Source organism: Pseudomonas sp. G(2018), assembly GCF_005502415.1.
GTDB lineage: Bacteria > Pseudomonadota > Gammaproteobacteria > Pseudomonadales > Pseudomonadaceae > Aquipseudomonas.
Genome location: NZ_SCOO01000006.1, coordinates 126,314 through 138,970, shown reverse-complemented (window position 1 = coordinate 138,970; position 12,657 = coordinate 126,314). Strand labels below are relative to the sequence as shown.

10 protein-coding genes are annotated in these 12,657 nt (G+C 60.5%); 3 read left to right on the top strand and 7 right to left on the bottom strand.

The genetic code is table 11. The features are described 5' to 3' along the window. Positions 1–97 precede the first annotated feature (97 nt). Positions 98–922, top strand: coding sequence for an NAD(P)-dependent oxidoreductase (locus tag FFS64_RS08480; RefSeq protein ID WP_137804993.1), 825 nt, complete (start codon positions 98–100; stop codon positions 920–922). Positions 923–980: 58 nt separating this feature from the next. On the opposite strand, the gene gbcB is transcribed toward FFS64_RS08480, so the two are convergent. Continuing rightward, on the bottom strand, positions 981–2,081 hold the full coding sequence (gene gbcB, locus FFS64_RS08475) for a glycine-betaine demethylase subunit GbcB (protein ID WP_137804992.1): 1,101 nt from the start codon (positions 2,079–2,081) through the stop codon (positions 981–983). 295 nt (positions 2,082–2,376) lie between these two features. On the opposite strand from gbcB, the gene gbcA reads away from it, so the two are divergent. Together gbcA and FFS64_RS08460 are read left to right on the top strand one after the other, a co-directional pair. After that, positions 2,377–3,672 carry a glycine-betaine demethylase subunit GbcA gene (gene gbcA, locus FFS64_RS08465; RefSeq protein WP_137804991.1) on the top strand — a complete coding sequence of 432 codons (1,296 nt, stop codon included), beginning with the start codon at positions 2,377–2,379 and terminating at the stop codon, positions 3,670–3,672. A 284-nt stretch (positions 3,673–3,956) separates the two neighbouring features. Continuing rightward, positions 3,957–4,187 (top strand): hypothetical protein, encoded by a 231-nt coding sequence (locus FFS64_RS08460; RefSeq protein ID WP_137804990.1) that lies wholly within the window; start codon positions 3,957–3,959, stop codon positions 4,185–4,187. A 258-nt stretch (positions 4,188–4,445) separates the two neighbouring features. Here the strand turns inward: FFS64_RS08460 and FFS64_RS08455 are convergent, their stop codons facing one another. The 6 genes from FFS64_RS08455 to dgcA form a co-directional block, all read right to left on the bottom strand. Next, positions 4,446–5,582 (bottom strand): retropepsin-like aspartic protease, encoded by a 1,137-nt coding sequence (locus FFS64_RS08455; protein ID WP_256660421.1) that lies wholly within the window; start codon positions 5,580–5,582, stop codon positions 4,446–4,448. A gap of 222 nt (positions 5,583–5,804) precedes the next feature. Continuing rightward, positions 5,805–6,371, bottom strand: a complete 567-nt coding sequence (locus tag FFS64_RS08450; protein WP_137804988.1) for a GNAT family N-acetyltransferase — start codon at positions 6,369–6,371, stop codon at positions 5,805–5,807. 75 nt (positions 6,372–6,446) lie between these two features. Further along, positions 6,447–7,217: an electron transfer flavoprotein subunit beta gene (locus FFS64_RS08445; protein WP_137804987.1), complete on the bottom strand. Its 771-nt coding sequence runs from the start codon at positions 7,215–7,217 to the stop codon at positions 6,447–6,449. 15 nt (positions 7,218–7,232) lie between these two features. Then, the gene (locus FFS64_RS08440) at positions 7,233–8,453 is read right to left on the bottom strand and encodes an electron transfer flavoprotein subunit alpha/FixB family protein (RefSeq protein ID WP_137804986.1); all 1,221 of its coding nucleotides are present in this window, start codon (positions 8,451–8,453) and stop codon (positions 7,233–7,235) included. Beyond that, entirely contained in the window at positions 8,453–10,399 is a 1,947-nt protein-coding gene (gene dgcB / locus FFS64_RS08435) for a dimethylglycine demethylation protein DgcB (RefSeq protein ID WP_137804985.1), read from the bottom strand. Before dgcB ends, FFS64_RS08440 begins: the two co-directional genes overlap by 1 nt. Before the next feature lie 183 nt (positions 10,400–10,582). Beyond that, complete coding sequence (dgcA, locus tag FFS64_RS08430) at positions 10,583–12,643, bottom strand: dimethylglycine demethylation protein DgcA (RefSeq protein ID WP_137804984.1); 2,061 nt, start codon at positions 12,641–12,643, stop codon at positions 10,583–10,585. Positions 12,644–12,657 lie beyond the last annotated feature (14 nt).

The following is a 12,657-nucleotide window of genomic DNA, read 5'->3' as shown; positions in this document are numbered from 1 at the left end:
GTAAGTCCCCCGCCGAATTCCCCGATCGTTCGCATCTGATGTCTTGGTCTACATTGTCTGGCGAGCCGTACAGACAACAACAATCAGGAGCGTACGCATGTCATTGCAAGGCAAAACCCTGCTCATCACCGGCGCCAGCCGCGGGATTGGTCGTGAGATCGCGCTACGGGCAGCACGCGACGGCGCCAATATCGTAATTGCCGCCAAAAGTGCCGAACCCCACCCCAAACTGCCCGGCACCATCTACAGCGTGGCCAAGGAAGTCGAAGCCGCAGGCGGCAAGGCGTTGGCGCTGCAGGTGGATGTGCGCGACGAAATCGCCGTTCATCAGGCCCTGGCCCAGGCCAACGAGCATTTCGGCAGCATCGATGCGCTGGTCAACAACGCCGGGGCGATCAAGTTGACCGGGGTTCAGCACCTCGAACTCAAGCGCTTCGACCTCATGCACCAGATCAACACCCGCGCCGTGCTGCTGTGCAGCCAGGCCGCGCTGCCGTACCTGAAGCAGTCCAAAGGGCACATTCTCAACCTGTCGCCACCGCTGAACCTGGCCGTCAAATGGTTCGCCCAATACAGCCCCTATACCGTGACCAAATACGGCATGAGCATGCTGACGCTGGGCATGAGCGAGGAGTTCAGGAATTACGGCATCAGCGTCAACTCGCTGTGGCCACAGACGATGATTGCCACCGCTGCGATCGAGTTTCAGCTGGGGTCACGGGAGTCGTTCAAGCATGCGCGCACGCCTGCGATCATGGCAGATGCCGCCCACGTCATTTTGAGCAGCACCGAGCGCAGCCTGACCGGGCGTTTGCTGATCGATGAGGAAGTACTGCGGGAAAACGGCGTTACCGAGTTCGAACACTATCGGTTCGCCCCCGACAGCAGCGACAAGCTGATGCCAGACCTGTTTATCGACTGAACACCCTCCCCCTGTAGGAGCGAGCAAGCTCGCTCCTACAGGGGGCATTGGCAGCCTGCTAGTACTCGATCCGCACATCCCCCTTCGGCACGCTGCAGCACGACAGGATGTACCCCTCGGCCTCGTCCTCTTCGGTAATCCCGCCGTTGTGCTCCATCTCCACTTCACCGCCCAGCTTGAGGACCTTGCACGTGCCGCAAATGCCCATGCCGCACGCTTTCGGTATCAACAAGCCAGCCTTCGCTGCCGCGGCGTGAACGGTCTCGCCCGGCGCCACACGAATGCTCTTGCCCGACGCGGTGAATTCCACCTGATGCAGATCCGCTTCATCCACCTCGGGCGCATCGGCGGCCTGTTCGGCATTCTCCACGGCATCGGCGATCGCCTCTGGCGGCGTGGCGCCGAAGGATTCCTCGTGGTAATGCTTCATGTTGAAGCCGGCGTTTTCCAGCAGGCGCTTGACCGCGTTCATGTAAGGCGTCGGGCCGCAGCAGAACACTTCGCGCTCAAGGAAGTCCGGGACCATCAGTTCCAGCATCTTGTGGTTCAGATAGCCGCGATAGCCGGCCCAGGGTTCACCGAAACCATGCTTTTCACAGATCAGGTGCAGGCTGAAGTTTTCGATCCGCGCCGCCATGTGTTCCAGCTCGCGGTGATAAATGATGTCTTTCGGCGAGCGGGCGCTGTGGATAAATGCCATGTCGACATTGCCGTTGGTATCAAAGAACCAGCGGGCCATGGACATGCACGGCGTGATGCCCACGCCGCCGCTGAGGTAAAGCACTTTCGGGTTCGGAAAGTCGATGGCGTTGAACAGCCCGACCGGGCCGTGCACCGCCAGTTCGTAGCCTTCATGCAGGGTGTCATGCAACCAGTTCGAGACCTTGCCGCCCGGTACGCGCTTGATGGTCACCGAGAAGCTGTACGGTACCGATGGCGAGCTGGAAATGGTGTACGAACGCATGATCGGCTGGCCTTCGATCTCCAGCTCCAGGGTGACGAACTGCCCCGGTTTAAAGAAGAACATGATCGGCTGATCGGCCATGAAGCAAAAGGTGCGCACATCCCAGGTTTCCTGGATGACTTTGACGCAACGGACGATGTGCCGACCATTGGCCCAGGTCTGGGTGGTTACCGGGTTCAGGAAGTTGTTGGACATGCTGATCTCCACGGCCGACTGTCGGCCTTCATGTTGGCGATTCTGCGTATAGCGCGAACCACCCATTTACCTATCTGCGACATTCACATGCTTATCGCGACCAGCCCGCAACTACCGGGGCTTGCGCGTCGGGAACAGATTGCATCATGTCGCCCATGGATAAGGTTCTGGCCAGCGCCGGCCCCACACTCGCCCCATACCAAGACACAATCTTTACACCTTGCGTAGCAACCATTAGCAGTACACCGATTAGCCACTTTTCACCGGCCACGCAGATGGCCTTGAGGATTAAACGATGGACGTCACTACTACCCTGAGCCTGGGCGATCCGCTGGAACCCGCACGCAAGGCCACCGCCCAGATGCTGCAAGAGCGCGAGCGCACCTTTTCGCTGCCGCAGCCGTTTTACTCTGACGAGCGCCTGTTTGATATCGACATGCAGGAGATTTTCCAGAAGGAGTGGTTGATCGCCGGCATGACCTGCGAGATCCCGACCAAGGGCAACTACCTGACGCTGCAGATTGGCAAGAACCCGATCATCGTGATCCGTGGCGCTGAAGGCGTGGTGCATGCGTTCCATAACGTCTGCCGTCACCGTGGCTCGCGCCTGTGCACCAGCGACAAGGGCAAGGTCGCCAAACTGGTTTGTCACTACCACCAGTGGACCTATGAACTGGACGGTCGCCTGCTGTTCGCCGGCACAGAGATGGGCGACGACTTCGACATGAAGCAGTACGGCCTCAAACCGGTGAATGTGAAGACCGCTGGCGGTTACATCTTCGTCAGCCTGGCGGAAAATCCGCCGGCCATCGATGACTTCCTGTCGACGCTCAGCCATTACATGGAACCGTACGACATGGAGAACACCAAGGTGGCGATCACCACCACCTTGATGGAAAAGGCCAACTGGAAACTGGTGCTGGAAAACAACCGCGAGTGCTACCACTGCAACGCGTCGCACCCGGAACTGCTGAAAACCCTGCTGGAATGGGACGACGTCACCGACCCACGCGCCGACCAGGCGTTCAAGGACCACGTCGCCGCCTCCGCCGCTGCCTGGGAAGCCGAGAAAATTCCTTACGCCCACGCCAGCTTCGGCCTGCGCAACCGTATCGTGCGCATGCCGCTGCTCAAGGGCACCGTGTCGATGACCATGGACGGCAAACAGGGCTGCGCCAAACTCATGGGCCGCATCAAAAACCCGGACCTGGGCTCGATGCGCATCCTGCACCTGCCGCACTCCTGGAACCACTGCATGGGCGACCACATCATCGTGTTCACCGTGTGGCCGATCAGCGCCCAGGAAACCATGGTTACCACCAAGTGGATCGTCCACAAGGACGCCGTTGAAGGCGTGGATTACGACGTGGAGCGCATGCGCCAGGTCTGGGACGCCACCAACGACCAGGACCGTCGCCTGGCCGAAGAGAACCAGCGCGGCATCAACTCCACCGCTTACCAGCCAGGGCCTTACTCCAAGACCTATGAGTTTGGTGTGGTGAACTTTGTGGATTGGTACAGCGAGCGCCTGCTGAGCAACCTGGGGGCCGAGCCTGCGCCGTACCTCAAAGGGGTTCCGGTTCAAGGCTAAGTTCAAAAGCTTCGCGAGCAGGCTCGCTGCCACATTTGATCTGTGCCGTTCACAGATCCCTTGTGGCAGCGAGCCTGCTCCCGAAAGCGCCCTCCCTTACAACACATACCCCCTGACACCCCCGCCGCTTCAGAACTGTACGAAATATGATCTATTCCGTTCAGAGCTATACCGCCCGCGCCTCCCAGCCTTCCGCAAACAAGTTATCCACATCTCCACCCACAGCAAATGGGGACAACTGTGGAAAGACTGTAATCTTTCTCCACAGAAACCGAAGAAAATCCGTGACTTATTCAAAAGCAGCGATTCCATCAGCAACTGATCATTTATTGACCAAACCTCTGAACATCAAGCAATACAAGGTGTGCAGCGGATGGCAAACACCTTATCCACAGAAGCGCCAACAGACTTTGGGGGCAACTTCTGCACCGCTGTGGAAAACTGCTGTGAGCCGCGAAAAATACGGGCTGGCGCAAGGTTTAACGGTGGAAATCACGCAAATGATCATTTTTTAACCAGAAGCCTGAAGCCCTCGTTTTATATGGCCTGTAGCGGTAAGCGAACATCTTATCCACAGAAGCGCCAACAGAGATTGGGGGCAAGTCCTGCACTTATCCTGTGAAAAAACCCATGAAAAACCGGAGCTTAGGCTGGTTGTTTTTTGAACTGAGGGCTGCAACCCCCGATTAACCTGGGCTGCAGCAATGGGCAAACACGTTATCCACAGCTCCGCCAACAGGGATTGTGGGTAAACACATCAAAATCGCCCGGACTTATCCAATCTTGTTCAAACACGACCGCCCCGCCTCGATATCCAGATGCAGCACAAAGTCATCGAATGCACGCCATCCGATCAAAACAGACGGTACATACCGGCCAAGCACCCAAGACGGTGGAATAGTGAAGCCCGGGTAGTATTTGTAGGTGGTTGCCAGGGTGGTGCCCGGCAATTTCAGGACACCCTTGAACGTTTGATAGCGCTGCTTTTCGTCAACATTCAAGGGCCAGTTGCCGGCGCTATGAACATTGACCTGATCCCCCGGTGAAGCCGACGTCAGGTAATCGACATTACCGGTGTCGACAATCGCCTGCGTAGCGCGGTTATCCAGCCGTGCAGCGATGACCAGTCGCTGGTTGATATCCAGGCGGCTATACACAATCGGCGATTCACAGCGGGCGGGCGGTGCGGAATTGAGTTCGAGGGTTTTACGGGTGATTTTCAGCCGCCCCAGCTTGCTGATCAGGTCCAGTCCCAGCAAGTTGTCCCGATCGCTGACAAACACCAGCACGTTCCTGAATTCGCTGCCGCCTACCTTGATGGCGTCGAGTATGCCCAGTCGGGCGGACAGATCACGCTCTCCATAAAACGTGCTGTAGGCATAGTGGGAGTCGGTCAACAACCTGATCCCCATCAGCCTCGCGGTGTCTTGATTGACCCGGGTTTGCGGCGCACCGGTATCGAGAACGAAACGTGCCGAGTGACCGTTGATCGCGTCGACATCGATGAACGGCAACACCTCTTCGGCAATGAAATAGTCGCTGGAATACGGATGAATTCTGAGCACCTCGCGCCGCGAGGCTCTTTTCACCGTGAAATCGCCGGTTGTCTTCAGGGTTGATAGCGACTGAGCGCCGAACATTGAAAACAATACTTTCAGCTCCGGATCGGCCTCAATGGCCCTAGCGTGCTTGCGCTTGATCGCCCGGTAGTAATCCGGCAACTGATTGGCGGCCTTGACCTCGAACATACGGGCGACCACAGATACTGAACAGTCCAGGCTCTTCCTGGCATCCAGCACGCGGTCGCAGCGTTGGCGCATTTGCGCAAGGGAGGCTTTGCGCCCCTGATCGGACCCCAGCCATTGATAGAAGTCCTGCTCGGGCTCGTAGCGCCGCTCAGGCGTGTTCATCCGGGAACCATCCACCGTTCCCGCAGATACGGCCGTAACCCATGCGAGAAGTAGCAACAGCGTTACAGGCTTCATGGCCAACCCATTCATAAAAACCAGGTTTTATGATTTGCGCTGAACCTCTGAAAACTCCGTAACAGCGTGCTGCACCCTGACCAGCGCACAGTAAAATGTAGCTCAGTCTGAGGGGTGGATCGCTCTCCTAAAGGTCAGGGTTGGCCCCTAGGGCCGATACATCAGATAGGCCTCACCCGTCACCCGAATCATTGGATGCGGCGTGATCGTGCAGGTATCAACGATACGGAAACCATGGCGCTCGTAGAAACGCCGGGCGCCGGTGTTGGCAGCGTAGTCGATCAGGCTCAGGCCATTGAGCCCCAGCTGATTGGCACGGTCATAGGCGTAGGCGAGGAACACCTTGCCCAGCCCCTGGTTACGCCAACCTTCATGCAGCGCCAGGCTGGAAATGTAGAGGGTGTCGGGGATTTCCATGGTGGCATAGGGCGCCAGCACCGGGTCCGTCACGGGCGCCGCGAACGGGTCGTGGCGCATCACATAACTGTGCATCATGCCCACGACCTGCCCGTGTGCCTCGGCGATCAGGCAATTCTGATATGAAAAATCCACATCGTCACGGGCGTAACGAATGGCGCCGACGTCCAGCAGATCCTGACCGGGTTCGGCAATCTGGCTCCAGATGTAATCTGCAGCGCCTTCGGATGAAATCTGGAACAAACGCGCAATCTCTCGCGCATCGGCGCGCACTGCCGAACGAAATTCAACTGCCATTATTTCCTCATGCACTGGGGAACCCTATGGGAGCGGGCTTGCTCGCTCCCATATTGTTACAAGGTGATTATGTGATTAGCGAACCACGCCTTCTTCGATCAGCAACTTCAGAATCGCATCAGCCCCAGCTTGCGCCGTAACGCCCTTGAGTACTTGTCCCCCTCCGCCACTGGCTTTCGCCGTTGCGGCTTTCATACGATCGGCACCGCTCTTGGCTTTGATCACTTTCAAGCGTTTTGGCCGTGGTTTGGCCGGTTGCAGTGTGGCGACCGCCAGCAGTTCATCATCGATGACCTCCACTTCATCGGCCTGCAACACCCCGCGCCGCGCCGGGCCGTAGGCGCTCTGCCGTGGCTTGGGCGCAGCGTTATCCACAGTCGCCAGAAACGGCAGGCGCACCTTCAGCCGACGACGTTGACCCCGGGGCAAGGCTTGCAGCACCAGCGCCGAACCGCCATCGATAGATTCGACCTGCGCCAGCCCCACCACCAGCGGCCAGCCCAGGCCTTCGGCCAACAGAAACGGCAGCATGCCCGAGCCTTCGCCGGTTTCCGCCTGGCTGCCGGTCAGCACCACCTGGGCGCCGGCATCACGCAAATACGCGGTCAGCGCCGGCAGCGCATCGGCGCCTTCCGGTTGTTCCAGCACATGGAGTTGTTCCAGGCCCATGCCCAGATAAGCGCGCAGCGCTGGCTCGGCAACGTCGCCGGCGTGCAGCACCTGCAAGTTATCCCCAGCCAGTTGCAGACCCAGCTCCACCGCCCGCGCATCTTGTTCCGCGCGACGGGGTCGACCGGACGTCGGGTGGGCGCCGATGGACACCAGGCTGATGATTTTCGTGCTCATAACCCTTTCCTTCCCTTAAGCCGCATCGCGCTTGGCGTCGTTGCGGTAGGTCGCTACCGCGTCGATCAAGGCCCGAAGAATCTCGGCGCTCTCGCCGATCACCGACAGGTCGGCCCGTTTGATCATGTCGCAGCCGGGGTCGAGGTTGATCGCCACCACCTTGTCGCAGGCACCGATGCCTTGCAGGTGCTGGATCGCTCCGGAAATCCCCACCGCCACGTAAACCCGTGCGGTGACCCAGGTACCGGACGCGCCCACCTGGCGGTCACGGGCCATGAAGCCATCGTCCACCGCCACCCGGGATGCCCCTTCGGTGGCGCCGAGCGCGGCAGCGGTCTGGTGGAATAGATCCCAGTCCTTGACGCCGTTGCCCCCGGAGAAGATGAATTCGGCCTCGGCCATGGGAATCGCTGCAGGGTCCACCGCCACCGCGCCCAGGTCCTCGATGCGCGAGAGACTGCGGGCGATGGCTGTGGATAACTCCACCGGCAAAGCTTCGTGACGGGTTTCGCTGACCGGCTCGGCGCATTCGACGGCGGCCAGAATCAAGCGCGCAACCGGGCGCGCCAGGTCTTGCAAGCCAGCACCGGCACGGCCGATGCACTCCTGATCCTTGACCTGCCAGACCCGCGTGGCCGGGCGTTCGCCCAGGGCGGCGGCAAAGCGCCGACCCAGTTCGCCGCCACCGCTACGGCTGTCCGGCAGCAACCAGTGACGTGGATTGAACTGGTTATCCACAGCCCGCAAGCCCTGAACCCGTTGTTCCGGTGCATAACCGCTGAACTCGTCGCCTTCCAGCACCAGCAGGCGATCGACGCCGGCGGTGGCAAACGCGCTTTCCTTGTGTTCGCCGAAGACCACGGCCAGGACCGCGCCGTCCTTTCCGGCCAGTTGATGGGCCAGGCCCAGCAAGTCCTTGTCGTGGCTGCTCAAGCGGCCACCGACCATGTCCGGCACCACGCTGATGTAAAACGCCGGTGCTGGCACTTGATGCAGCGGCAATTGCACTTCAACGGCGGCCGAGCGCTTGGCCGACCCGCCCTGTTGCGCGCCGCTGCGGTCGATACGTTTGATCCCGTTCGGCCCGATGAAGCCAATGCCATGGGGATTCTTGCGGATGACGCCGTTCGGCCCCATCCAGCTGTGTTGCGCCGGTTGCATGGCCGCGTGCAGCGGGTGCAGGCGGTTACGGGCGATCCATTCGGCGCGGGGGTCGCGGCGGATAATGTCGCTCATCAGTGCACCTCCGCAGGTTCACGTTTGGCCGGGGTGGACGACTTTGGGGCCTGGTCCTCCAGCAGCGCGTCAGCCACCAGTTCGGCAATGTCCTTGATCAACGGCCGTGGTTCGACCACGCCTTCGAGCATCGCGGTGCATTGTGGACACCCCACGGCCACCAGTTCGGCGCCCGTCTCGCGGATATCTTCCATGCGCATGTCGGGAATACGTTGTTTGCCCGGAATGTCGGTGATCGGCGCGCCGCCGCCACCGCCGCAGCAGCGCGAGCGGAAACCGGAGCGTTGCATTTCCTTGACCTCGATACCGAGGGCGCGCAGCACCTGACGCGGCGCCTCGTATTCGCCGTTGTAGCGGCCGAGGTAGCACGGGTCGTGATACGTCACGCTGTCGCCCTTGTGCTGGCCGAGGTTCAACGCGCCAGCCTCGATGATTTCCGCCATGTAGGTGCTGTGGTGCTGCACCAGGTAGTTGCCGTCGAAGGCGCCGTATTCGTTTTTCAGCACGTGGAAACTGTGCGGGTCACAGGTCACGATGCGGTTGAAGCTGTATTTGGCCAGGGTCTGGATGTTGCGCTTGGCCAACAGCTGGAAGGTCGCTTCGTCGCCCAGGCGTCGGGCCACGTCACCGCTGTCGCGCTCTTCCAGACCGAGTACGGCAAAGTCAATTTTCGCCGCTTTCAGCACTTTGACGAAGGCACGCAAGGTGCGCTGGTTGCGCATGTCGAACGCACCGTCGCCGACCCAGAACAGCACGTCGACGGATTTCTTCTCGCTCATCAGGTTGAGGTTCAAGTCCGCCGCCCAGTTCATCCGCCCGCCCGGCGCGAAGCCGCCCGGATTGTCGGTGGCGATCAGGTTTTCCAGGACTTCGGCACCCTTGTTCGGGGTCGCGCCTTTTTCCAGGGTCAGATGGCGACGCATGTCGACGATGGCATCGACGTGTTCGATCATCATCGGGCATTCCTCGACGCAAGCGCGGCAGGTGGTGCACGACCACAGGGTTTCGGCATCCACCAGACCGTTGACGATCGGTTGATGCGGATTGCCCGCGTGTTCGCCAATTGGCTTGCCTGGATAAGGGCTACCGGCGAACTTGGCATCGGTGCCACCGGCCAGGCCGACGACCATGTCCTGAATCAGTTTTTTCGGGTTCAGCGGCTGACCGGCGGCGAACGCCGGGCACGCGGCTTCGCACTTGCCACACTGCACGCAGGCGTCGAAGCCGAGCAATTGGTTCCAGGTGAAGTCCTTGGGTTTTTCCACGCCCAGCGGTGCGGCCAGGTCGTTCAGGTCCAAGGGTTTGAGACCGGTGGAACGACCACCGCCAAAGCGTTCGGCGCGACGGTGCCAGGCCAGGTGCAGGGCACCGGCGAAGGCGTGTTTCATCGGCCCGCCCCAGGTCATGCCGAAGAACAGCTCCGACACGCCCCACAACACGCCGACGCCAAGGATTACGGCCAACAGCCAGCCGCCGAAGTTTTCCGGCAGGATGCCTGCCACCGGCAGGGTCACCAGGAAGAACGACACCGAAAACGCCATCAGGCTTTTCGGCAGGCGCATCCACGGGCCTTTCGACAGGCGCGAAGGTGGGTTGCGCCGACGCAGGTACACGAAGATTGCGCCGACGAACATCACCGCCGACATCAACAGCAGCGCATAACCGAGGAAGCGGTTATGCAGACCGAAACCATGCACCAGAATCGCCAGCACGATGGACGCTACTGCGCCGCCGGCCGTGGCGACGTGGGTGTTGGCAATGTATTTGTCCCGCGCCACCACATGGTGCAGGTCGACCATGTAGCGCTTGGGCATGGCGAAAAGGCCGCCGATCAGGTCGACCTTCGAGGCACGGCCCCGGCGCCACATGGCCACCCGCCGCAACGCGCCCAGAACCGCGAGGCCCAGGGCAGCGAACAACAGGATTGGAAGAAGGGTGTTCAACATGGTGGAGCTCCCAAAGACCGCAGGGTCTTGCAGGCCAAACTACCTGGATGCCTTGCCCGATTCCCTGTAGGAGCGAGCTTGCTCGCGATGGTCGTTAACGATGACGCGTGTCTTCTGGAAAAACGCGGCGCCTTCAAATCCATCGCGAGCGAGCTCGCTCCTACAGGGGTGATCCACAAGCCGTTAGAAGTCTTTGCACAACCGCAACGCGTCGTAGATCGCCGCGTGCACGTTACGCTGGGCCACGCAGTCGCCGATGCGGAACAGCAGGTAGCCATCACCGCTCTGTTCCAGGCATGGCTGCGGCTTGATCGCGAACAAGGCTTCGACGTCGATCTGGCCTTTGTTGCGCGAGCCTTCCTTCAGCGCGTAGTAGATTTCTTCGTCCGGACGCACGCCGTTTTCCACGACCACCTGGTCCACCACCCGCTCCTCCTTGGCGCCGGTGTATTCGTTTTCCAGCACCGCCACCAGCTTGTCACCTTCGCGGTAAACCTTCTCCAGCATCATGTCCCCGGTCATGATCACTTCTTTGGGGTACATGCTGCGGTAGTAAGTCGGGAACGACGTACCGCCAATCGCCACGCCTGGCTTGATGTCGTCGGTGACGATCTCGACCTGGCTGCCTTTGTCAGCGATGAAGTCCGCGGTCGACATGCCGGTGAATTCGCAAATGGTGTCGTAGACCAGCACGTTCTTGCCCGGCGCCACCTTGCCATCGAGGATGTCCCAGCTGCTGACCACCAGGCCTTCAGCCGCGCCCCAGTGTTCGTTCTGCTCGATGAACGGGTGGCCGCCGACGGCGAGCACCACCACATCCGGACGCAGGTCCATGATGGTCGGAACGTCTGCTGCGGTGCCCAGGCGCAGGTCGACCTTCAACCGTGCCAGTTCCAGCTGATACCAGCGGGTGATACCGGCGATCTGGTCACGCTGCGGCGCTTTCGACGCCGTGGTGATCTGCCCGCCGATGAATTCCTTTTTCTCGAACAGGGTCACGTCGTGGCCACGTTCGGCGGCTACACGGGCGGCTTCCATCCCCGCAGGACCGGCACCGACCACCACCACCTTGCGCTTCACGCCGGTGGTCTTTTCGATGATGTGCGGCAAGCCCATGTACTCACGGGAGGTCGCCGCGTTCTGGATGCACAACACATCCAGACCCTGATACTGACGGTCGATGCAGTAGTTGGCGCCGACGCATTGCTTGATCTGATCGACCTGGCCCATCTTGATCTTGGCGATCAGGTGCGGGTCGGCGATGTGCGCACGGGTCATGCCGACCATGTCGACGTAACCGCCCTCCAGGATACGGGTGGCCTGGTTCGGATCCTTGATGTTCTGCGCGTGCAGCACCGGAACCTTGACCACTTCCTTGATGCCGGCGGCCAGGTGCAGGAACGGCTCCGGCGGGTAACTCATGTTCGGAATCACGTTGGCCAGGGTGTTGTGGGTGTCGCAACCCGAGCCCACGACGCCGATGAAATCGAGCATGCCGGTGTCGTCGTAATACTTGGCGATCTGCTTCATGTCCTCGTGGGACAGACCATCCGGGTGGAACTCGTCACCGCAGATCCGCATGCCCACGCAGAAATCGTCACCGACCTCGGCGCGCACGGCTTTCAAGACTTCCAGACCGAACTTCATGCGGCCTTCGAAGCTGCCGCCCCATTCGTCGGTACGTTTGTTGACCCGTGGGCTCCAGAACTGGTCGATCATATGCTGGTGCACTGCCGACAGTTCGACACCGTCCAGGCCGCCGGCCTTGGCGCGGCGTGCCGCTTGCGCGTAGTTGCCGATCACCCGCCAGATTTCTTCCGGCTCGATGGTTTTACAGGTGGCACGGTGCACCGGCTCGCGCACGCCCGACGGCGACATCAGCGTTGGCCAGTTGAAGCCGTCCCAGCGCGAGCGACGGCCCATGTGGGTAATCTGGATCATGATCTTGGCACCGTGCTTGTGCATGGCGTCGGCAAGATTCTGGAAATGCGGAATGATGCGGTCGGTGGACAGGTTCACCGAACTCCACCACTCCTGCGGGCTGTCGATGGCCACCACGGACGAGCCGCCGCAAATCGCCAGGCCGATCCCGCCCTTGGCCTTCTCTTCGTAATACTTGACGTACCGGTCGGTGGTCATGCCGCCGTCGGTCGCGTAGACCTCGGCGTGCGCGGTGCTGAGCACGCGGTTACGGATGGTCAGTTTGCCGATCTGGATCGGCTGGAACATTGCTTCGAAAGCCATGGCGGGTTCCTCGA